This is a genomic window from Streptosporangium nanhuense (assembly GCF_059358815.1).
Genome location: NZ_JCADBG010000010.1, coordinates 26,312 through 47,892, shown reverse-complemented (window position 1 = coordinate 47,892; position 21,581 = coordinate 26,312). Strand labels below are relative to the sequence as shown.

The following is a 21,581-nucleotide window of genomic DNA, read 5'->3' as shown; positions in this document are numbered from 1 at the left end:
CGACGATGACATCGGTGTGACGCCGGGGTGCCCGTCCGGTTACGTCCTGGCAATAGTGGTCGGGCATCACACAAAAGACAAGACCTATGAAACATAAGTTTCTAAGTTGTATATTTTGTGTCGCAAGTGCTCAGTTCCTTGACCTGGCAGGAGCCCATCGCAGTGACCCAGCGGCCCGAAGCGCTCATCGTCATGGCGCGGGAGACCTATCGGCAGTTGTTCGACGACGCGCGCCGCGAACGCCTCGCACGCCTGGCCAGGACGGGCGCGCCGCTGTGGGCGACGGAGCTGGGCTCGGCGGCCGTACGCGAGCGGCTGGCCGAGGTGGAGGTCCTCATCACGGGATGGGGCTGCCCTCCGCTGACGGCGGAGGTGCTGGCCGGCGCGCCACGGCTGCGGGCCGTCTTCCACGCGGCCGGCACCGTGAAGGAGCACATCACCGGCGCCTGCTGGGAACGCGGGCTCGTCGTGACGTCGGCGGCGCGGGCCAACGCGATCCCCGTCGCGGAGTACACGCTGGCCGCGATCCTGATGGCGGGCAAGCGGGCGCACCGGTTCGCCGCCGCCTACCGCCGCAGCCCGGGGACGTGGGAGCCCTGGCGCGACGCCGTGCCCGACCCCTCCAACTACCGGCGTACGGTCGGCATCGTCGGCCTGTCCAACGTGGGCCGCAGGGTGGCCGCGCTGCTGCGCCCGTTCGACGTCACCGTGCTCGCGGCCGACCCGCACGCCTCGGCCGCGAGCGCCGCCGCGCTCGGCGCCTCGCTGGTGGACCTCGACACCCTGCTGCGCCGCAGCGACACGGTGACCCTGCACGCGCCGCAGCTCCCCGAGACGCGGCACCTGCTGGACCGGCGGCGGCTCGCCCTGCTGCGCGACGGCGCCGTCGTGATCAACACCGCCAGGGGCGGGCTGGTCGACACCGCCGCCCTCACCGAGGAGTGCGCCGCGGGGCGGCTGGACGCCGTCCTCGACGTCACCGACCCCGAGCCGCTGCCCGCGGGCTCGCCGCTCTACAGGCTGCCCAACGTCGTGCTCACCCCGCACATCGCCGGGGCGCTGGGCTCGGAGACGTACCGGCTGGCCGACGCGGCGCTGGACGAGCTGGCGTGCTTCGCGGAGGGGCGTGCGCCGCTGCACGCGGTGGACGGCGCCGACCTGCCGAAGATCGCCTGATCCTCCGCGCCTTCAGGCCTCTTCACCGCACGTGGGAGCAGTGGGATTCGTGGTCCCGCGAGATGCGCCTTGCCGGCGATCTCACCGATGCGCACCGGTCCTCCCCTGTCCGGGCGGCCCGCCCGGCTTGCACCTGACACCAATGTCAGGTTTTAGGGTGAGGGGCGTCGGCGCTCGCCGAACATTCACCCAACTGATCTCCCGAACGGCCGGTCCAGGCCGTCTGGAAAGGTAGAACGTCATGCGCGCAGTCCGATATCACGAGTACGGCGGTGTGGAGACCTTCGTGGTCGAGCAGGCGCCGGACCCGCATCCCGGGCCCGGCGAGATCCGCGTCCGCGTCGTGGCGGCCGGCGTCAATCCCGTCGACTGGAAGGTGCGTTCCGGTGCGGTGCACGCGGTACTCCCCGTGGACCTGCCCGCGATTCCCGGGCGTGACGCCGCCGGCGTGGTCGACGAGATCGGTGAGGGCGTGCGGGGGGTGAGCATCGGCGACCGTGTCTTCGGGCTGGGCGGCGTCACCGGCGCGACGGCGGAGCTGGCCGTGCTCTCGGCCTGGGCCCACGCCCCCGCCACGTGGACCGACGAGGAGGCCGCCGGCGCCGGCCTGGCAGCCGTGACCGCGATGGGCGGGCTGAAGGCGCTCGGTCCCCTGCGAGGGCGCACCCTTCTCATCGAGGGCGCGGCCGGAGGCGTGGGCAGTGCCGCGGTCGAGATCGCGGTGGCTCAGGGCGCCACCGTGATCGGGACGGCCGGCGAGCGCAACCACGAGTTCCTCACCTCTCTCGGAGCCGTTCCCACCACCTACGGCACCGGCCTCGCGGAGCGCCTCGCCACCCTGGCTCCGGACGGTGTCGACATCGCGCTCGACACCGCGGCCTCCGGCTCCCTGACCGACCTCATCGCGATCGTGGGCGACCCCGCTCGCGTGGCGACGGTCGCCGACTACGCCAACGCGCAGCGCCTGGGTGTGCATCTGGCCAACGCCGAGAACGATTCCACGCTCCTGGCCGAAGCGGGCGAACTCGGCCGTCAAGGCCGCTACACACCGCGCGTCGAGCGGACCTACCCGCTCGAACGGATCGCGGAAGCGCACGCATACGCCGAGCGCGGGCACACGCGGGGAAAGATCGTGGTCCGCATCTGAGCCTGTCCCACCGTTCAGGGCTTCCCGCGGCTTCGGCCGCCGGAAGCCCGCACCCCGGATCACCGGCCCCGGAGTGATCCGAGCACCTCGGAGGTCATCTCGTCAGAAGTTCCACGCCTTCAAGCCCCCGGGCCTCCGAACGCTCGGACGTCTGAGCGTCTGAGCGCCCTGTCCCGGCGGGGTCGCCCACCGGGACAGGGCGGGCGGGTCAGTTCACCGTGGGCCCGGTCTGCAGGGCCGTTCTCACCAGCGGTGACGTCGTGTCGGTGGTCCGTACGTAGGAGGAGTGCACCCCCTTGGGCAGCCAGACCTTCAGGCGGTACGCCTTGCCGTCGCTGTAGGTGGTGTCGGACGGGGTGACCTCGGCCATCCTGCGGACGACGCCGTCGAGGACCAGGTCGACGGAGAACGGCGGCCGGTTGTCGGCGTCGGTGTAGGTGGCGGTGTAGGTGAACGCGGTCGTGGCCGTGCCGGTCGCGGGGCTGAGGGACACCCCGCTCAGCACCGGCGCGGTGCCCTCCGGCTTGCCGGTGAAGGAGACGCCGTCGACGTGCACCTCACCGTCGGCGTCGGCGGTCTGCTGCAGCCAGATCTCCATCTTCACCTTGGACCTGTCCATCAGCGGGAACGCGTTCAGGTCGAAGTCGTAGGTCGTCCAGGCGCTCGGCACGGTCAGCGGCGCCGTCCCCGAGACCCGGTAGCCCTTCGTGCCGTCGTTGAGCGCGACCCAGATCCGCGCCCCCGGCGACGGGCTCTTCATCACGACCGTGAGGTAGCGGTAGCCGGAGGCGTCCACGCTGTGGTGCCAGGGCTGGAACTTCGCCTGGGAGGAGGCCGAGGCCGGGTTCTGGAAGAAGCGGCCCGCGGTGCGCCCGTCGATGGTCTGTCTGGTGTAGATCCCGATGCCGGCCTGGTTGTTCCACCAGTTGACCCACGCCATGTTCTGCGAGCCGAAGACCCCTCCTCCGCCGAAGTCGTCGTAGAGCAGCGGCGTCTGCGGGGTCGGCGGCGGGGGCGCCACCGTGAGGTGGGTGGAGGAGTAGGTGTGCGCGCCGTTCGTCTGTGTCCCGCGCACGTCGACCCGCCGGTTGGTGTACGGCGTGACGCCGTCGACGTTGACCGTGCCGGTGTGGACGCCGTTCACCAGGGGCATCGGGGTGTGCTCGGCCCCGAGGTCCGCGCCGCTCAGCGTGGCGGCCGGCTGGGCGAAGATCGTGACGTCGCCGGTGACGAGATCGCCGATGACCGGGGAGGTGACGGGCAGCCTGACGGGGGACTGGGCGGCGCTGCTCGGGTTGCCGTTCGCCCTGATCAGACCCATGATCGTGTACAGCAGCCCGGCCTGGATGCTGATGCTGTACTCGTTGTAGCGCCACTGCTGGGCGCTGTCCTGCCACATCGGCCGGTCCGCGTACCACGGGCTCGCGCTTTTGGGGTCCTGCGGGTCCCTGGCGTTGGGCCCGCTCACCATCGCCCCCGGGACCACCACGCCGGTACCGGTCTGGTCGTCGGCCTCGGCGTCCAGCCTGGTGTGCAGGAACTTCACGTGCCTGGCCCCGACGCCGGACACCCAGCTGGTGTTCCAGGGGTTGGCGCCGAACACCCAGTACGTCCCCTTGAGCACCGCCCGCAGCACCCGCTGGTCCCCGAACAGCTCGTAGTAGCGCATCATGTCGCCGAGGTAGGAGACGTGCGGCTCGTTCACGCCGAAGTTCTTGAACTGGTTGAGCACGCCGTACGGCGTGTCGTCGGCCATCGACAGGAAGAACTCCACCTGCCTGGTGAGCAGGTCCTTGATCTTCTGCTTGGTCGCCGTGTTCGCCACCGGGTGGAACTCGGCCATCGACAGCGGCCGCAGGTCCCAGTAGTTGGTCGAGGCCAGGTCGTCGAAGGTGAGGGCGCCGATCTTGGCGGTGGCTGCCTGGCCGTACGGCGCCTCGCCGGTGAGCAGGAACAGCTCGACCTCGGCGAAGAGCAGCGAGTTGGACAGCCCGCCGCGCGTGGAGTAGGAACCGATCGGGTCGTCGGGGTGGGCGGCGGCGTAGTCGTGGAAGGTCCTGGCCGTCTCCTCGCAGAGCTGGGCGAACGCCTGGAAGTCCGCGACCCTGCCCGCGGCGATCGCCCCCGTTCCCAGCGCGCCCTCGATGGCGCGGGCGGTGGCGGCGAGCGCGCCGGCGGCCTTGGCGGAGCCGCCCACGCCGAGCCCGCCGATCCTGCGGTCGTCGGAGGTGCCGGGGACGTTGTCTGTCTGCACCTCCGGGGGGTCGAAGGAGCCGTTGCCCCGCACGTCGTACATAGCGCCGTCGGCGACCGCGGCCATCTTGACCAGGTACTCCGCGCCGAACCTGGCCTCGTCCAGCAGGTCGGGCACGCCGTTGGCGTCGTTGTCGAACCGCACCCGCGCGGAATTCTGGTTGCGGAGGTAAGCCAGGGCGATCTGGCCGCCCACCCACTGGTTGCCGCCGTACTTGCCGTAGTCACCGGCGTCGTACCAGCCGCCGGTCAGGTCGTGGTGGGCGGTGCCGTCCGCGGAGGCCGCGTCGTCGAGGTGCCCGGCGCCGTGGAACACCTTGGCGGAGGGCGCCACGCTGCTGTAGCCGGGCGGGTAGACCGAGGAGGTGGCCACCGAGGCGCGCTGCAGCCGGTAGAAGGCCGTCATCTCGTCCTTGTAGCCGTCCCATATGTCGTCGGCGACGTCGAACGGCGGCGAGGAGACGCCGTTGACCCGCAGGGTGTACCCGGTGCCGAGCTGGGTGAGGGCGGTCAGGTCCACGCTGTAGACCCGCCTTCCCCACACGACGCCGTGGTCGGCCAGGACGCAGCCCGGCAGGACCACGGCGCCGCCGCGCACGACCTCGCAGGTCCAGGGGGAGAGCTTGTCGGTGGCCACGACGTAACCGGCCTTGTAGGAGCCGGAACTGTATCCGGCCTGGCTGACGGCGACCTGTTCGACCGTCCCGGCCGCCTGCGCCGGGAGGGCGGGCAGCAGGGCGGCCATCAGGGCGATGATCATGATCGGCAGCAGGCGCCGGAGTGTTCGAGCGTGCGGGGGGAGGGACATCATGGGCTCACGCTCCTTCCATCTGGCTCATGTTCATACACACGAAACCAGATGGCAAGAAGTCTGAAATATTTAGATAGTCGAGTTTGCTTCTTGTTCCATCGGTGTCGCGATTCGCGGGTCCCATCCCTCCGGGAGCGGGTCCGGGCGCGGGCACGTGGAGGCGACGTCGACGAACTCGCCCCGCTCGGCGGACTCGCCGATCGAGGTCATCACGTCCAGCACGTGCAGCCCCAGCTCGCCGCTCGCCCGGTGCGGGCGGCCCCGCCTGACGGCGATCGCCATCTCGGCGACGCCGACGCCGCGCCCGGTCACCGTCCCGGGCACCGGCAGCGCGCTCCACTCGGTCTCGCCCGCCCGGCGCGACCGGAGCGGGCCGCCGAAACCGTTCGGGTTCGGCCCGGCGACGGTGGCCTCGGCGCAGGTGAACTCCAGGAAGTCCTGGCGGCCGAGCGGCGAGTCGAAGCTGAAGACCGTGGTGGCGACCGCGCCGGAGGCGAACTCCAGCAGCGCGGTCACGTGCGTGGCGACCTCCACGGGGAAGCTCGTGCCCGCGCGCGGCCCCGCGCCGATGACCCGCCGGTCGAGCGACCTGCCCGACATCGCCGTGACGCGGGCCACCGGCCCCAGGGCGGCGACCAGGGCCGTCAGGTAGTACGGCCCCATGTCGAACAGCGGCCCGCCGCCCGCGCGGAAGAGGAACTCCGGATCGTGGTGCCAGCGCTGCGGCCCCGGCCCCTGCATCAGGGCCACCGCCGAGAGCGGCCGGCCCGCGCCGCCCCCCGCGAGCAGCCGGAGCATCGCCTGCAGGCCCGCGCCCAGGAAGGTGTCCGGCGCGCTGCCCACCCGCACCCCCGCCGCCTCGGCCGCCGCCAGCAGCCGCCGCGCGGACTCGCGGTCGAGCGTGAGCGGCTTCTCGTTGTAGACGTGCCGGCCCGCGGCGACCGCGGCCTCGGCGACCTCCGCGTGCGCGGCCGGGATCGTCAGGTTCACCACCAGCTCGACCTCGGGCAGCTCCAGCGCCTCCCGGGGGCCGCAGGCGTGCGCGACACCGTGCTCGGCCGCCGCGGCCCCGGCCCTGGCCCGGTCGAGGTCGGCGCACGCCACCACGCGTACGGAGGGGAAGTCCGCGAGGTTGCGCAGGTACTGCCCGCTGATGACGCCGCAGCCCACCACGGCCACGCCGACCGGCCTGTCGCCGATGCCCGCGGAGCTCGGGCCGCTCGGGCCGCTCATGCCGGGAGTCCGGTGAGGCCGGTGAGTCCGGTGAGGCCGGTGAGGCCGGAGAGGTAGTGCCGTGACCGGGCCAGCGCGTCCAGCATGTCGCCGTCGCAACGGTCGAGCTCCACGATCCGCCACGCCCCCGGGGGCGCCGCCGCCAGGATGGCGGGGATCGGCAGCGTGCCCGAGCCGACGGCGGTCATGGGCGCGTCGACCGTGCCGGGACCGTCCTTGACGTGCAGGTGGGAGACCCGCTCTCCCAGCCGCCCGAGCAGCTCCGGCACGTCGGCCCCGCCCACGTGGGCCCAGTAGACGTCGACCTCCAGCAGCGCCTCGGACTCCAGCAGGTCCGCGAACAGCTCGAACGCGGGACGCCCCGCCACGACCTGGGCGAACTCCCAGTGATGGTTGTGATAGCCGAGCCTCAGCCCCGCCCCGGCCGCCCATCTCACGGCCTCGTTGACGCGGCGGGCGCTGTCCTCGACGCTCGCCCGGTCGGCGAACCCCTCCGCCGGGATCGCCGGGATGACGACGGTGTCCGTGCCGATCACCCGCGCGGCGGCGGCCACCGCGTCCCTGCGCTCGTCGAGCAGCGGGCCGTGCAGGGACGATACGGTGAGCCCGGCCGAGGCCAGCGCGTCGCGGAAGGCGTGCGGGTCGTCACCGACCAGGCCCGCGGTGGGCTCCACGGCGCGGAACCCCATATCGGCGACGGACCGCAGGGTCGCGGCCGGGCGCGTGGCGATCTCGGTGCGAACGGAGTAAAGCTGTACAGCGGGAACAGGCACGAACAACCCCTCATAACTTTACATTTTGGCGCATTTATGTTACGAATACTTTTCGTTAGTGGTCAATAGTTTCAATCAAGATGAGCGATTCCACGCCTCGGCGACAGGGGGTCACAGGTGCTGAGTGCTGAGCGAAGGTCGCGGATCCTGGAGTCCGCGCAACGTGAGGGAGCCGTCCGCGTCTCCCAGCTCGTCGGCGAGCTGGGCGTCTCGCACGTCACGGTCCGCCGGGACCTGGAGGCCCTCATCTACGACGGCGTCCTGGAGAAGGTCCGCGGCGGGGCGATGCTCAAGAGCGTCCCCGCCGAGTCCGCGTTCCCGGGCCAGGGGGCGGGCGGCGCCCCGGCGCCCCACCGCACGCTGGGCGTGCTGATACCGGCCGCCTACTACTTCCGACGCGTGGTCGACGGCATCCGGTCGGTCACCGCGAGCACGGGCGGCGACGTCCGCCTCCTGCTGTCGAACTACGACCGGGCCGAGGAACCGAAGCTGGTGGCCGAGCTGGTCTCCACCGGATGCGCCGGGCTCCTGCTCGCCCCGTCGGTGGGCGGGAACGACCACGACGCCCTGGCCTACCTCGACGACGTGCCCGTGCCCGTCGTGCTCATCGAGCGCGCCGTGCCCGGCGAGGAGCTGGGACGGCTGTCCACGGTGCGCTCGGCGCACGAACGCGGGGTCGCCAGCGCCATGCGCCACCTGCGCGACCTCGGGCACACGCGGGTCGCGCTGATCAGCCGGGGCGACTCCCAGAGCGCCGTCTTCGTGCGCCGAGGCTGGGTCGACGCCATCGCCAGGTACGGCATGGACGCCGACGTGCCCAACATCACCGGCGAGCGGCTGGGCACCGGCCCGGCCTGGGAGACGGGCGGCCCGGCGGCCGTGCTGGAGGAGCTGACCTCGGCCGGGGTGACCGCCCTGCTGTGCCACGGCGACGAGGACGCCCTGGTCCTGCTGCAGCACGCGCGCACCCACGGCGTCTCGATCCCCGGGGACCTGTCGCTGGTCGCCTACGACGACGAGCTGGCCAGCCTGGCCGACCCTCCCCTGACGGCGGTCGCGCCGGGCAAGGAGCAGGTGGGCGTCGTCGCGACACGGCTGCTGTCGGACCTGATCGAGGGACGGCTGGGCGAGGCGCCCGTGCACATCCAGATCGAGCCCCGGCTCCACATCCGCCAGACCACCGCCCGGGCCCGCAATGCCTGACCGGGTGCTGGTCACCGGCGCGGCGGGCCACGTCGGGCGCGCGGTCCTCGACCTCCTCGCCCGGGAGAACGTGGCCGCGACCGCCCTCGTACTCCCACCGGGGGACGGGGGACCGGAAGGTGGAGTGCCGGGCGGTCGGCCCGGCGGCGAGCTTCCCGCCGACCGGATCGTGGTCGGCGACGCCCGCGACCCGGGCGCGGTGGCCGAGGCCATGAAGGGCGCCGACGGCGTCATCCACCTCGCCGCGCTGCCCTCGCCCCGGCTGGGCACGCCGGAGGACGTCTTCACCGGCAACGCGCGGGCGACCTTCGTCGTGCTGGAGGAGGCGGGGCGCCGAGGGGTGGGCAACGCGGTGATCGCGAGCAGTTACGCGATCGGCGGGCTGCCGTTCGCGGTGCGGCCGGTGTCGCCGCCGTACCTCCCGGTCGACGTCGCCACCCCGTTGCGGATCACCGACCCCTACGCCCTGTCCAAGCAGGCGGACGAGGCCACCGCGACGATGATGACCCTGCGCCACGGGATGACCACGGTCGCGCTGCGGTTCCCCTTCGTCGGCGACGCGGAGCGCAGGCTGCCGGAGACGGCGGCGAGATACGCCCGCAGCCCGGAGGCGGGCGCGGCCGACCTGTGGAGCTATCTCGACATCCGCGACGCCGCCCGCGCCCTGCTGCTGTCGCTGTCCGTCACCGTCCCCGGCTCCCACGTGCTGTACGTCGCCGCGCCGGAGACCCTCTCCCCGCTGCCCACCGAACGTCTGCTCGACCTCTGCCACCCCGGGGTTCCCCGGCGGCGCCGCTTCCCCGGCCGTACCGTGCCGATCGACCTCGAACCCGCGTCGGCCCTGCTCGGTTTCACCGCGCGGCACATCCACCCGGTGCCCGCCCGGCACTGACCACTGTCCCTCGGCCCGTCCTTGACAGTGTTGTCGACGGGAGGACAATCTGTTGCGGGAAGCGCACTTCGTTTCGGACTGCGCAACGACGGAGGTGGGTATGACGGGCCGACGCGTCGTCATCATCGGAGCCGGGGTCGTCGGGGCGGCCCTGGCCGACGAGCTCTCGGCCAGGGGCCGGGATGACATCACCGTCGTCGACCAGGGCGCCGTGCCCGCCACCGGGGGATCGTCCTCCCACGCGCCGGGCCTGGTTTTCCAGACCAACCCCTCCAAGACCATGGCGGAGCTGGCCCGCTACACCGTCGAGAAACTCGTCTCCCTCGACTGCTTCCTCCAGGTCGGCGGCCTGGAGGTGGCCACCACGCCCGAGCGGCTCGCCGAGCTGCACCGCCGCCACGGCTGGGCGACCTCCTGGGGGATCGAGGCACGCCTGCTCACCCCCGAGGAGTGCGTGGAGCGCCACTCCCTGCTCGACCGGGACATGGTCCTCGGAGGGCTGTTCGTCCCCACCGACGGCCTGGCGAAGGCCGTACGCGCCGTCGAGGTCCAGCTGGCGCGCGCCCGGGAGCGGGGCGTCCGTGTCCTCGACCGGCACGAGGTGCTGGACATCCGCGTCGAGGACGACCAGGTCACGGCCGTCGTCACCGACCGGGGCGAGATCCCCGCCGACCTCGTGGTCTGCTGCGCCGGGATCTGGGGCCCGAAGGTGGCGGGCATGGTCGGCATGGCGCTGCCGCTCACCCCCCTCGCCCACCAGCTCGCCTGGACCGGCCCCGTCCCCGCCCTGGCAGGGCAGGCGGAGGAGGCCGTCCGGCCGATCCTGCGCCACCAGGACGCCGACCTGTACTACCGGGAGCGGTTCGACCGGCTCGGCGTCGGCTACTACGGCCACCGCCCGATGCCGATCACCGCCGAGGAGATCCTCCCGATCGCCGACGCCGAGGTCATGCCCTCGGTGCTGCCGTTCACCGACGAGGACTTCGCCCCCGCCTGGGCCGAGACGAAGGCGCTGCTGCCCGCCGCGGGGGAGGCCGGGCTCGAAACGGGGATCAACGGCCTGTTCTCCTTCACCACCGACAACATGCCGCTGCTCGGGCCGTCGCGCGACGTGCGGGGCTTCTGGGTGGCCGAGGCCGTGTGGGTCACCCACTCGGCGGGGGTGGGCCGCGCGATGGCCGAGTGGCTGGCCGACGGCCACTGCTCGTCCTTCGACCTGCACGAGTGCGACGTCAACCGGTTCGAGGCCCACCAGCTGGCCCCCGAGTACGTCCGCACCCGCGACTGCCAGAACTTCGTCGAGGTCTACGACATCATCCACCCGCTCCAACCGGCCGAGAACCTGCGCCCGCTGCGCACCAGCCCCTTCCACGCCCGCCAGCGCGAGCTGGACGCGTACTTCCTGGAGGCCACCGGCTGGGAGCGCCCCCAGTGGTACGGCGCCAACGCCCCCCTGCTCGACGGCCGTGACATCCCCCGCCCCAACGACTGGGCCGCCCGCCACTGGTCGCCGATCGTCGGCGCCGAGGCCCAGGTCTCGCGCGAGGCCGTCGCCCTGTACGACATGAGCGCGCTCAAGCGGATCGAGGTCGCGGGCCGCGGGGCCGCCGCCTTCCTCCAGCGGATCTCCACGGGCGACGTCGACAAGTCCGTCGGCTCGGTCACGTACTGCCTGCTGCTCGACCACGACGGCGGCATCCGCAGCGACATCACGGTGGCCCGGCTGGGCCGCGACCTGTTCCAGGTCGGCGCCAACGGCAACCTCGACCTCGACTGGCTGCACCGCCACCTGCCCGCCGACGGGTCGGTCACCGTCACCGACATCACCCCCGGAACCTGCTGCGTCGGCGTCTGGGGACCCCTCGCCCGCGAGGTCGTGGCCCCGCTCGCCGGACCTGCCTTCGGCCCCGGCGGCTTCCGCTACTTCCGCGCCGCGCGGGCGTACGTCGGCACCGTGCCCGTCACCGCGCTGCGGCTCTCCTACGTCGGGGAGCTGGGCTGGGAGCTCTACACGACGGCCGACATGGGCGCGAAGCTGTGGGACACCCTCTGGGAGGCGGGCCAGGAGCACGGGATCGTCGCGGGAGGCCGCGGCGCCTTCAACAGCCTGCGGCTGGAGAAGGGCTACCGCTCCTTCGGCACCGACATGACCTATGAGCACGACCCGTACGAGGCGGGCCTCGGCTTCGCCGTGCGCAAGGCCGACAGGGGCGACTTCATCGGCCGCACGGCCCTGGCCGAGCGCGGCGCGACCACCCGGCGCAGGCTGACCTGCCTCACCGTCGACGACCCGGCCGCCGTCGTCATGGGCAAGGAGCCGGTCTACGACGGCGAGTCCCCCGTCGGATACGTCACCAGCGCCGCCTACGGCTACACGATAGGCAAGGGCATCGCCTACGCCTGGCTGCCCGCCGGGCTGTCCGTGCCGGGACGGGAGCTGCGCATCGGCTACTTCGACCGGAGGGTGGCCGCCGTCGTCGCCGAGGAGCCGCTGTACGACCCGGCGATGGAGCGCCTGCGTGGCTAGCGCGGCAGGCGGGATCGAGAGGGGACGACGATGAGCACCGAGGCGCTGCCCGAGCACCCCGACCGGCTGTGGAGCAGTCCGGAGCCGAAGGCCTCCTACGACGTGGTGATCGTCGGCGGCGGGGGCCACGGCCTGGCCACCGCCTACTACCTGGCCAAGAACCACGGGATCACCGACGTGGCCGTGCTGGAGAAGGGCTGGCTGGCGGGCGGCAACATGGCCCGCAACACCACCATCATCCGGTCCAACTACCTCCTGGACGAGAGCGCGGGCATCTACGAGCACTCGCTGAAGCTGTGGGAGGGGCTGGAGGAGGACCTCGGCTACCCGATCCTGTTCAGCCAGCGCGGCGTGCTCAACCTCGCGCACAGCCTTCAGGACGTCAGGGAGAGCGTCCGCCGGGTCAACGCCAACCGCCTCAACGGCGTCGACGCCGAATGGCTCGGCCCCGAGGAGGTGAGGGAGGTCTGCCCGATCGTCAACGTCTCGCCCGACGTGCGCTACCCCGTCCTCGGCGCCACCTACCAGCCGCGCGCGGGAATCGCCAAGCACGACTACGTGGCCTGGGGGTTCGCCCGCGCCGCCGCGGCGATGGGCGTCGACCTGATCGAGCACTGCGAGGTCACCGGCGTCGACGTCGTGGACGGGCGGGTGGAGGCCGTACGCACCACCAGGGGCCGTATCGCCGCGGGCCGGGTCGCGATGTGCGCGGCCGGGCACTCCTCGGTCGTCGGCCGGATGGCGGGGGTGGAGCTGCCGGTGCAGAGTCACCCGTTGCAGGCCCTGGTCTCGGAGCTGCTGGAGCCCGTACACCCCACGGTGGTCATGTCCAACGCGGTGCACGTCTACGTCAGCCAGGCCCACAAGGGCGAGCTGGTCATGGGGGCGGGCATCGACGCGTACAACTCCTATCGGCAGCGCGGCGCGTTCCACATCATCGAGCGGCAGATGGCGGCGGCGCTGGAGCTGTTCCCCGTCTTCGCGCGGGCCCACGTGCTGCGCACCTGGGGCGGGGTGGTCGACGTCACCCCCGACGCCTCGCCCGTCGTCGGGCTCACCCCCGTCGACCGCCTCTACGTCAACTGCGGATGGGGGACCGGCGGCTTCAAGGCCACCCCCGGCGTCGGGTGGTGCTACGCGCACACGATCGCCCACGGCGAGCCGCATCCCCTCAACGCCGCCTTCACGCTCGAACGATTCACCACCGGCGCGCTCGTGGACGAGCACGGCGCCGCCGCGGTGGCCCACTGAAGGAGCCCGACCGATGCTGCTGATCCCCTGCCCGTGGTGCGGTCCACGGGACGAGGCCGAGTTCCACTACGGCGGGCAGGCCCAGGTCGCCTACCCCGGTGACCCGGCCGCGCTCTCCGACGAGGAGTGGGCCCGCTACCTGTTCTTCCGCGACAACCCGAAGGGGCCGTTCGCCGAGCGCTGGCACCACGGGGCCGGATGCCGCCGCTGGTTCAACGCGGTCCGCGACACCGCCACCAACGAGTTCCGCGCCGTCTACCGCATAGGCGAGCCAAGGCCGGTGGACGCGTGAACCGCATGGTGACCGGCGCGAGTCTCCCGGCGTCCGGTGTGCACCTCCGGGCCTTCGGCGGCGCGGGCGTTCCGGCCGTTGCCGAGGGAGTTCCGGCCGTCGCCGAGGGAGCCGAGAGAAAGGTGCGCCGGTGAGCGGGCAGCCGTTCCGCCGGGCGGGCCGTCGCGGGGAGGTGCTGCCGTTCCGGTTCGACGGCCGCGACTACGAGGGCCACCGGGGCGACACGCTCGCCGCCGCGCTGCTCGCCAACGGTGTCCGCACGGTCGCGACGAGCGTCGCGCTGGGCCGCCCTCGCGGGATCTTCGCCGCCTGGACCGAGGAGCCCAACGCCGTCGTCCAGATCGAGCACCCCTTCCCCGAGCCGATGCTCCAGGCCACCGTCGTCGAGTTGTACGCGGGACTGGTGGCCACCGGCCTGCCGGGCAGGGGCAGGCTCGCCGGCGGACCCGACCCGGCACGCTACGACGGCGTGTACGCCCACTGCGACGTCCTGGTGGTCGGCGCGGGCCCGGCGGGCCTGGCGGCGGCGACCACGGCGGCCGCGTCGGGCGCCCGGGTGATCCTCGCCGACGACCGGCCGTCGCCCGGCGGCAGCCTGCCCGACACCGGCGAGACCGTCGACGGCGTCCCGGGCACGGAGTGGGCCGCCACCGCGCTGGCCGCGCTGCGGAGCCACCCGGAGGTACGGGTGCTCACCCGTACCAGCGTGTTCGGCTACTACGACGACAACTACCTGGTCGCCGTGGAGCGCAGGGGAGAGGACGCCTCCTCCCGCGAGCGCGTCTGGCGCGTCCGGGCCCGCCGCGTCGTCCTCGCCACGGGCGCGCACGAGCGCTCGGTCGCCTTCGCGGGCAACGACCTGCCGGGCGTCATGCTCGCCGGCTCGGCGCGCGCGTACGTCAACCGGTACGGGGTCCTGCCCGGCCGCCGCGCGGTGGTGTTCACCACCGGCGACAGCGCCTACGCCGCGGCCCGCGACCTGGCCGCCGCGGGCGTCGAGATCGCCGCCGTCGTGGACACGCGTGCCGGCGGCCTCCCGGGCCGGGGCGGTGCCGAGGTGCTCACCGGCCACTTCGTCACCCGCGTGAACGGCGAGCACGGCGTCACCTCCGTGACCGTCGCGGAAAGACCCGTCGCGGACGGTGCGCCTTCCGGGACGGTCCCTCCCCGCGGGCGCGAGATCGAGGCCGACCTGCTGCTCGTCTCGGGCGGCTGGAACCCCGCCGTTCACCTGTTCAGCCAGGCCGGGGGGACGCTCCGCTACGACGAGGTGCTCGGTTCCTTCGTCCCGGGGAGCACCCGCCAGGCCGTCGAGGTCGCCGGGGCCGCCCGGGGGCTGCTCACCCCGGCGGCCTGCCTGGAGGACGGCACCGCCGCCGGGGCGCGAGCCGCCGGGGCGGCCGGCTTCCGAACGCCTTCCGGCGCGTCCCCCCGGACGGCGGGTGCGAAGCCGGCCGGATCCACCCCCGCCGAGCACGTGTGGCTCGTCCCCGCCGACGACTACCGGACCCACTTCGTCGACCTGCAGCGAGACGTCACCGTCGCCGACGTGATGCGCGCCACCGGGGCCGGGCTCCGCTCGGTCGAGCACGTCAAGCGCTACACCACCGCCGGGACCGGGCACGACCAGGGCAAGACCTCCGGCGTGCTCACCGGCGGTGTCGTCGCCCACGCCCTCGGCGTGGACGTCTCGGAACTCGGCACCACCACCTTCCGTGCCCCCTACCTGCCCGTCTCCTTCGCGACCCTCGCCGGGCGCGACAGGGGAGCGCTGCACGACCCCGTCCGGGTCACCGCGCTGCACGAGTGGCACGCGGCGTACGGAGCGCACGGAGCGCCGTTCGAGAACGTCGGCCAGTGGAAGCGGCCCCGGTACTACCCCCGCGAGGGCGAGGACATGGAGGCCGCCGTCCTGCGCGAGTGCCGGGCCGTGCGGGAGGCGGCCGGGGCCATGGACGCCTCCACGCTCGGCAAGATCGACATCCAGGGGCCTGACGCCGCGGAGCTGCTCGACCGGCTCTACACCAACCTGATGAGCAGCCTCAAGGTCGGCTCGATCCGCTACGGCGTGATGTGCCGCCCCGACGGCATGGTCTTCGACGACGGCACGGTGATCCGGCTGGCCGAGGACCGTTTCCTGGTGACCACCACCACCGGCAACGCCGCCGCCGTCCTCGACTGGATGGAGGAGTGGCTGCAGACCGAGTGGCCCTCGCTGCGGGTCTACTGCACCTCCGTCACCGAGCAGTGGGCGACGGTCGCGCTCGCCGGGCCGCGCTCCCGCGAGATACTGGCCGGGCTCGCCCCCGAGCTGGCCGTGGACAACGCGAGCTTCCCGTTCATGACGTGGCGCGACACCCGGGTGGCGGGCCTGGACGCGCGGGTGTGCCGGATCAGCTTCTCCGGCGAGCTGGCGTACGAGATCAACGTCAGCGCCTGGGACGGGCTCGCCCTGTGGGAGGCCGTCCAGGCCACCGGCGCGGTCACCCCGTACGGGACCGAGACCATGCACGTGCTGCGGGCCGAGAAGGGCTACCCCATCGTGGGCCAGGACACCGACGGCACGGTCACCCCCGCCGACCTCGGCATGGAGTGGGTGGTCTCCAAGAAGAAGGCCGACTTCCTCGGGAAGCGTTCCTTCAGCCGCGCCGACACCGCCAGGCCCGACCGCAAGCACCTGGTCGGCCTGCTGCCGCTCGACCCGGACGTCCTGCTGCCCGAGGGCTCCCACCTGGTGGCCGCCGACCGGCTGCCGGAGCCTCCGGTCCCCATGCTCGGACACGTCACCTCCAGCTACCGCAGCGCCGCGCTCGGCAGGACCTTCGCCCTCGCCCTCGTCAGCGGCGGGCGCGAACGCGTCGGCGAGCGGCTGTACGTACCCGTCGGGGAGGAACTGGTGCCCGTCACCGTCACCCACCACGTCCTCTACGACCCCGAGGGAGCGCGCCGTGACGGCTGAGCCGACGACCGGGCGGTCGAGCCCGCTGGCCCGGCTGGAACCGGTGTCGAGCCGGGACCTCCACATCGCGGAGCTGCCCTTCCTCACCCAGGTCGGCCTGCGGGTGGACCCCGCGAGCGGCACCGCCGCCGACATCGCCCTCGCCCTCGGCGTCCCGCTTCCCACCGAGCCCGGCACCCTCACGAGCACCGGCCCCGACGCGCCGCCGTCCGCGACCTCCGTGAGCACCGGCGTCTCTGTGAGCACCGGCCCCGGCGTGCCGCCGTCGGCCACCTCTGTGAGCACCGGCCCCGACGCGCCGCCGTCGGCCACCTCCGTGAGCGGCCGCCAGGTGCTGTGGCTCGGTCCCGACGAGTGGCTGGTCGTCGGCCCTCCGGGCGACACCGGCCTGGAGGCCCTCCTGCGAGCCGCCGCCGGAACCGGTCACGCCGCCGTCACCGACGTCTCCGCCCAGCGGACCGTGCTGCTCGTGGCCGGCCGGAAGGCCCGCGACCTGCTCTCCCACGGCTGCGCCCTCGACCTGCACCCCCGCGCGTTCGGCCCCGGCCGCTGCGCCCAGACCATGCTCGCCCGCGCCCAGGTCCTCCTCGCCGCCCGCGAGGACGACGGGTTCCACGTCTTCGTACGCTCGTCCTTCGCGGACTACCTCGCGGCCTGGCTCCTGGACGCGGCGGGGGAGTACCTGGGCGGTTGACGCGACCCCCGGCAACGGATCCCGGACGGACACGGCGGAAGGGCCGGTCCCGGCGTGTGCCGGGACCGGCCCTCGAACCGGTGGAGACCTACGCGCGGGCCGCGGAGGCGGTCTTGGCCTCCTGGGAGGAGGCGGCCTGAGTGTCGGGAGCCGGCTTGCGCACCGACGGCAGGACGGTCGCGGAGATGATCGCGATCACCACGGAGAGCGCGGTGGAGAGCCAGAACGCCGTCTGGATCCCCTCGATGGAGATCCCCTGCCCGGACCCGGCGGCCAGCGACGCCACCGCCACCGCGACACCGAGGCACAGCCCGACCCCGAGCTGGCGGTTCGAGTTGTAGAGCCCCGAGGCCAGACCCATCTGGGCACCGTCCACACCGGACGTGGCCGCCACCGCGGTGCTGATCATCATGACCGTCACGCCGACGCCGATCAGGATGCCGCCGGGCAGCACGTTCAGCAGGAACGTGCCGTCGGCGGGCGCGAGCGCCAGCACCAGGGAACCGGCCACCAGGAACAGGGCGCCGACGGTCAGCACCGGACGGGCCCCGATCCGCGCGGTCGTCTTCGCCACCGGCAGCGACGCCAGCACGACCACGAGGGCCTGGGGGAAGAACGCGATCCCGGTGAGGATCGCCGAGAAGCCCAGGATCTGCTGCATGTAGAGCGTGATGAAGAACGTCGAGATGGACATGACACCACCCGACAGGAACGCGACCAGGTTGCCGCCCGTCACCCCGCGGTTACGGAAGATCGAGAGTGGCACCAGCGGCGCGGACACGCGGGTCTGCACGAACAGGAACACGGCCAGCAGCACGACACCCGCGATCAGCGGGGTCAGCACCCCGGCGGTGCCCCAGCCCTCGTCGGAGGCGATCGTCAGGGCGTAGGCGATCGCGCACATGCTCGCGGTCACCAGGATGGCACCGGGCACGTCGATGCGCGCGGACCTGGTTCGCACACTGTCGTCTTCGAGGCGGATCGCGGCGCGCACGACCATCGCGATGCCGACCGGGACGTTGATGAACATGACGGCCCGCCAGCCGAAGACCTCGGTCAGCACGCCACCGGCGAGCACGCCACCGGCGAAGCCCACCGAGGACACGGCGCCGAACACGCCCATGGCCTTGGCCCGCGCCTCCCCCTCGGGGAAGCCCGCGCCGATCATCGCCAGCACGGCCGGAGCGACCGCCGCCGCCGAGAAGCCCTGGAGGGCACGGGCGATGATCAGCACGATGGAGCTGGTCGCGAAGCCGCCCACCAGGGACGCGACCGTGAAGATCGCGAGGCCCCACACGAACATGCGCTTACGTCCGATGATGTCGCCCACGCGTCCACCCAGCAGCAGGAAGCCGCCGTAGAACAGCGCGTACGCTCCGACGACCCAGGGCAGGGCGCCGGCGGTGAAGGACAGATCGGTCTTGATCCATGGCAGTGCGACGTTCACGATCGCGAAATCGAGCGTCAGCATGAACTGGGCGAGGCACAACAGAAGCAGTGGTGGTGGCTTCTTGACTTGAGAGTCCATGGTTTCTTTCTCCCGTCTCCTAGTACGGCTCAAGGCATTCTCGGCGTCGTTCTCGGTGTTTTTTCCGCCCGAATGGGTTCGTGGCCACCGACGGTCCGACCGGCTGATCCGAGCGCCGTGGCCTCGACGGCGTACCAGATCCTCGAGTGTGTCGCCCGCGTGTCGTGAAGTCCGGCGACGGTGGTGTGATGGGCCTTCTGCCTGCGTCGATCAGCGTGGGCCAGGTGCCGGGGGCCGTGCCGGCGGTCCCGTGGCGGGAGCCTTCGCCGGCCTTCCGGCGGCACGGCGCGCCGGGGCGGGCGACCGGCACCCGACGGCCGTACGCGGACCACGGGCGGGGCAGGGCCAGGGCTGACAATTCTCGCTCCCCTCGACGCCGACATAATCGTTCCTGATGTGAATCAATTATGTGACGGTGGTTCGAGGGCAACCAGAGCGTCAATCACCAATAGCGCGTGCATCTTTCACGCCGGTCAAGATGAATAATTCAGCAATCGGACGTCACGGTATGAACGGCCTGCCGGGCGGGTGGCGCGCCCCGCCCGGGGGCGGCCACGGCCGTGCCTCCTTCCGGCCCCCGCCGAGGGCGAGGTGGCGGCCGTGGTACGGGCGGAGGATGGGCGGGGAGGAGCGCGTCGCCGGACACTGCGACACCGGCCCGTGGAACATCGTCGCGCGCGGGGGCGGCCGGTGGGACTGATCGACTGGCAGGTGGCCGGCCCGGTGGATCCGCTGGTGGAACTGGCGCGGCTGTGCCGGCTCAACGCGCAACTGCACGACGACGACGTGGCCGAGCGGGTCGGGCTTCCTCCGCTCGGGACACGCGCCGGTCAGCTGCGACTGATCGTCGACGGTTACGGGCTGTCCGCGGCGCGGCGGCCGGGGCTCCTGGACACGATCATCGAGGTGGCCGTGCGGGACGCCGCCGAGCAGGCGGTCGAGGCGCGCGTGACGCCGGACAGCACGGACCGCGAACCGCTGTGGGGCATCGCGTGGCGTGTCAGGGGAGCGGCGTGGATGATGCGCCATCGGCGGGTCCTGGAGCGCGCGCCGCGCTGACGACCGCGAGGTTCGCTCCTGCCGCCCGACGCGACCGCCACGAGGCCGGCGCCTGGGCAAAGGCGGCTCCGACACCGGGATCGCCCTCTGCGCGACGCCGTGGGCGCACGCGGGCGCACGCGGGCGCGGACGCCCGGACGGCGATGACGGCGCCCCGCCGGGGCGATCACCCGTTGTTCAGGGAAGGGTGACGAACTTCTTGAGGAAGGACCGGGCCTGAGGGGTGTCCAGGCGATAGTCGTAGTTGGTCATCTTGCAGGCGTCGTCGTCCCCGCTGATCGTCGTGGCCACGAGCAGGTCGGAGGTGGGCCCTCCCAGGAAGTTCGGGCCGCCCGAGTCGCCGAAGCAGGTGCTGCCGTCGCCCTTGGAGGTGAGCGACAGTTTGAGCCACCTGCGGGTGAGGTCCTTGAAGGAGATGGACGCCTGGTGGCGGGTGTCGTTGTAGGTCAGCCGCACCCTCTGCTTGCCCTTGGTCGCGGCGTGCTTCCCCTTGGACGGGACGTTGGCCGCGGCCACGGCGCCGTACCCGACCGGGGTGAAGCGCGTCATCCTCAGGGCGTTGGCGGCGTCGAGGCGGTCGAGCAGGCCCTCGGCGGGCAGCCTGGCGGGCTTGATGTCCGGGACGGCCGTGTCGAAGATGACAACGGCCATGTCGTGAAGATCGGACTTGTCCTTGTACCGCGAGTCGAGGACGTAACGGCCCGTATAGATCTTGTCCCCGTCCTGATAGCGGCTGGAGAAGGAGACCCGGGCGGTCTTCTGCCCCTCTTCCGCGCAGTGGGCGGCGGTGAGGAAGACGGTCGGCGAGATGAGGGTGCCGGTGCAGTAGGACCATGTGCCGTCACCGTTCGGCTTGTCGCCGATGACGGCACCCACCTGCGGGTGAGCGGTCAGGTCGGGTGATCCGTTGGTGATGGCCGAGGCGGGGGAGCCGGGGATCACAGCGGTCGCGGTGAGCGCAACGGAAATCATGACAAAGGGGATAAAACGCACGCAGGAACTGTAACCGCCCAAGGGTTACGTTTGATACAGAGCACAGAAAGATCTACTCGCCGCTTGCCGAGCCGCCGATCGGGCCTGAGAGGTGGGGCCGGTCGCCGAACCGAATTTGATTTCACTCGATACCGTTTCGAATGAGAGCAAGGTCGGTAATATGCCCCCATGAGTGCCGACGTTCCTCGCGAAACCACCACCTCGCGTGCGACCGCTCGCCCGGGGGACACCTCGCCGTTCGCCCTCGGCCTGCTGCTGCGCCAGGCGCACTGGCACGCGGCCACGGTGATGGCGGAGGCGCTCAAGCCGCTCGGCATCGAGCTGCGGCATTTCGCCGTGCTGATCGTGCTGGTCGACCGCGGGGCCACGGTGCAACGGGACCTGGCCGCGGCGACGGGGTCGGACAAGGCGGGAATCATGCGGGTCGTGGACGACCTGGAGCGCAAGGGGCTGGCCGTGCGCAAGGCCGTTCCGGGAGACCGGCGGGCGCGGGCGGTGGAGGCCACGCCCCGGGGCGTCGAGCTTTTCGACGCGGCCCACGTGGCGGCGGAGCCGCTGGCCGAGCGCCTGGTCGCCGAACTCGGACCCGGCGAGCCCGAGCTGCTGAGGGATCTGCTGACCCGGCTCGCCTATCCCTCCGGCGGCGGGGCGTAGGCGCGCCTCGTCCCGTGCGGCTTCAGCGGAAGGCTCGGCCCTGAGGGCTGCGGCCGTCGGTGTCCTGGCTCCGGATGGGGTCCATCCTTGCTGCACATAAGACCCACACATCCACAGATGGTATTAAGTGATACTA

Annotated in this window: 16 protein-coding genes; 11 read left to right on the top strand and 5 right to left on the bottom strand. The window is 72.2% G+C overall.

From position 1 onward, the window contains the following. Positions 1–126 precede the first annotated feature (126 nt). On the top strand, positions 127–1,176 hold the full coding sequence (locus tag AC5L38_RS20110; RefSeq protein WP_495244334.1) for a hydroxyacid dehydrogenase: 1,050 nt from the start codon (positions 127–129) through the stop codon (positions 1,174–1,176). A 241-nt stretch (positions 1,177–1,417) separates the two neighbouring features. After that, entirely contained in the window at positions 1,418–2,323 is a 906-nt protein-coding gene (locus tag AC5L38_RS20105) for an NADP-dependent oxidoreductase (RefSeq protein ID WP_495244333.1), read from the top strand. A 208-nt stretch (positions 2,324–2,531) separates the two neighbouring features. Here AC5L38_RS20105 and AC5L38_RS20100 read toward each other — a convergent pair whose 3' ends face one another. The 3 genes from AC5L38_RS20100 to AC5L38_RS20090 form a co-directional block, all read right to left on the bottom strand. Continuing rightward, positions 2,532–5,387 (bottom strand): glycoside hydrolase family 9 protein, encoded by a 2,856-nt coding sequence (locus AC5L38_RS20100; RefSeq protein ID WP_495244332.1) that lies wholly within the window; start codon positions 5,385–5,387, stop codon positions 2,532–2,534. A gap of 69 nt (positions 5,388–5,456) precedes the next feature. Continuing rightward, a complete protein-coding gene (locus AC5L38_RS20095) occupies positions 5,457–6,620 on the bottom strand; it encodes a Gfo/Idh/MocA family protein (protein WP_495244331.1) in 1,164 nt (387 codons plus the stop codon). After that, a complete protein-coding gene (locus AC5L38_RS20090) occupies positions 6,617–7,393 on the bottom strand; it encodes a sugar phosphate isomerase/epimerase family protein (RefSeq protein ID WP_495244330.1) in 777 nt (258 codons plus the stop codon). The genes AC5L38_RS20095 and AC5L38_RS20090 overlap by 4 nt, the downstream gene beginning before the upstream one ends. Before the next feature lie 117 nt (positions 7,394–7,510). Between AC5L38_RS20090 and AC5L38_RS20085 the strand changes: the two genes are divergently transcribed. The 7 genes from AC5L38_RS20085 (at position 7,511) to AC5L38_RS20055 (ending at position 17,211) form a co-directional block, all read left to right on the top strand. Beyond that, positions 7,511–8,596, top strand: a complete 1,086-nt coding sequence (locus AC5L38_RS20085; RefSeq protein ID WP_495244329.1) for a LacI family DNA-binding transcriptional regulator — start codon at positions 7,511–7,513, stop codon at positions 8,594–8,596. Next, positions 8,589–9,488, top strand: coding sequence for an NAD-dependent epimerase/dehydratase family protein (locus tag AC5L38_RS20080; RefSeq protein ID WP_495244328.1), 900 nt, complete (start codon positions 8,589–8,591; stop codon positions 9,486–9,488). Before AC5L38_RS20085 ends, AC5L38_RS20080 begins: the two co-directional genes overlap by 8 nt. A gap of 100 nt (positions 9,489–9,588) precedes the next feature. Continuing rightward, complete coding sequence (locus tag AC5L38_RS20075) at positions 9,589–12,015, top strand: GcvT family protein (protein ID WP_495244327.1); 2,427 nt, start codon at positions 9,589–9,591, stop codon at positions 12,013–12,015. Positions 12,016–12,045: 30 nt separating this feature from the next. Further along, positions 12,046–13,266, top strand: a complete 1,221-nt coding sequence (locus AC5L38_RS20070) for a sarcosine oxidase subunit beta family protein (protein WP_495244326.1) — start codon at positions 12,046–12,048, stop codon at positions 13,264–13,266. A gap of 13 nt (positions 13,267–13,279) precedes the next feature. Beyond that, positions 13,280–13,558 (top strand): sarcosine oxidase subunit delta, encoded by a 279-nt coding sequence (locus AC5L38_RS20065; protein ID WP_495244325.1) that lies wholly within the window; start codon positions 13,280–13,282, stop codon positions 13,556–13,558. A gap of 130 nt (positions 13,559–13,688) precedes the next feature. After that, positions 13,689–16,517 carry a 2Fe-2S iron-sulfur cluster-binding protein gene (locus AC5L38_RS20060; protein WP_495244324.1) on the top strand — a complete coding sequence of 943 codons (2,829 nt, stop codon included), beginning with the start codon at positions 13,689–13,691 and terminating at the stop codon, positions 16,515–16,517. Further along, a complete protein-coding gene (locus AC5L38_RS20055) occupies positions 16,507–17,211 on the top strand; it encodes a sarcosine oxidase subunit gamma (protein WP_495244323.1) in 705 nt (234 codons plus the stop codon). The genes AC5L38_RS20060 and AC5L38_RS20055 overlap by 11 nt, the downstream gene beginning before the upstream one ends. An 88-nt stretch (positions 17,212–17,299) precedes the next feature. Here the strand turns inward: AC5L38_RS20055 and AC5L38_RS20050 are convergent, their stop codons facing one another. Continuing rightward, positions 17,300–18,739, bottom strand: a complete 1,440-nt coding sequence (locus tag AC5L38_RS20050; protein ID WP_495244322.1) for an MFS transporter — start codon at positions 18,737–18,739, stop codon at positions 17,300–17,302. A 690-nt stretch (positions 18,740–19,429) separates the two neighbouring features. Here AC5L38_RS20050 and AC5L38_RS20045 point away from each other — a divergent pair. Continuing rightward, on the top strand, positions 19,430–19,798 hold the full coding sequence (locus AC5L38_RS20045) for a hypothetical protein (RefSeq protein ID WP_495244321.1): 369 nt from the start codon (positions 19,430–19,432) through the stop codon (positions 19,796–19,798). A gap of 177 nt (positions 19,799–19,975) precedes the next feature. Here the strand turns inward: AC5L38_RS20045 and AC5L38_RS20040 are convergent, their stop codons facing one another. Next, positions 19,976–20,770 carry a trypsin-like serine protease gene (locus tag AC5L38_RS20040; protein WP_495244320.1) on the bottom strand — a complete coding sequence of 265 codons (795 nt, stop codon included), beginning with the start codon at positions 20,768–20,770 and terminating at the stop codon, positions 19,976–19,978. A gap of 189 nt (positions 20,771–20,959) precedes the next feature. Between AC5L38_RS20040 and AC5L38_RS20035 the strand changes: the two genes are divergently transcribed. Continuing rightward, a complete protein-coding gene (locus AC5L38_RS20035; RefSeq protein WP_495244319.1) occupies positions 20,960–21,445 on the top strand; it encodes a MarR family winged helix-turn-helix transcriptional regulator in 486 nt (161 codons plus the stop codon). The last annotated feature ends 136 nt before the right edge of the window (positions 21,446–21,581 follow it).

Coding starts and splice junctions, on each gene's coding strand:
- AC5L38_RS20105 (WP_495244333.1), top strand. CDS start 1,418: ATGCGCGCAGTCCGATATCACGAGTACGGCGGTGTGGAGACCTTCGTG.
- AC5L38_RS20100 (WP_495244332.1), bottom strand. CDS start 5,387: ATGATGTCCCTCCCCCCGCACGCTCGAACACTCCGGCGCCTGCTGCCG.
- AC5L38_RS20095 (WP_495244331.1), bottom strand. CDS start 6,620: ATGAGCGGCCCGAGCGGCCCGAGCTCCGCGGGCATCGGCGACAGGCCG.
- AC5L38_RS20080 (WP_495244328.1), top strand. CDS start 8,589: ATGCCTGACCGGGTGCTGGTCACCGGCGCGGCGGGCCACGTCGGGCGC.
- AC5L38_RS20075 (WP_495244327.1), top strand. CDS start 9,589: ATGACGGGCCGACGCGTCGTCATCATCGGAGCCGGGGTCGTCGGGGCG.
- AC5L38_RS20070 (WP_495244326.1), top strand. CDS start 12,046: ATGAGCACCGAGGCGCTGCCCGAGCACCCCGACCGGCTGTGGAGCAGT.
- AC5L38_RS20065 (WP_495244325.1), top strand. CDS start 13,280: ATGCTGCTGATCCCCTGCCCGTGGTGCGGTCCACGGGACGAGGCCGAG.
- AC5L38_RS20050 (WP_495244322.1), bottom strand. CDS start 18,739: ATGGACTCTCAAGTCAAGAAGCCACCACCACTGCTTCTGTTGTGCCTC.
- AC5L38_RS20040 (WP_495244320.1), bottom strand. CDS start 20,770: ATGATTTCCGTTGCGCTCACCGCGACCGCTGTGATCCCCGGCTCCCCC.
- AC5L38_RS20035 (WP_495244319.1), top strand. CDS start 20,960: ATGAGTGCCGACGTTCCTCGCGAAACCACCACCTCGCGTGCGACCGCT.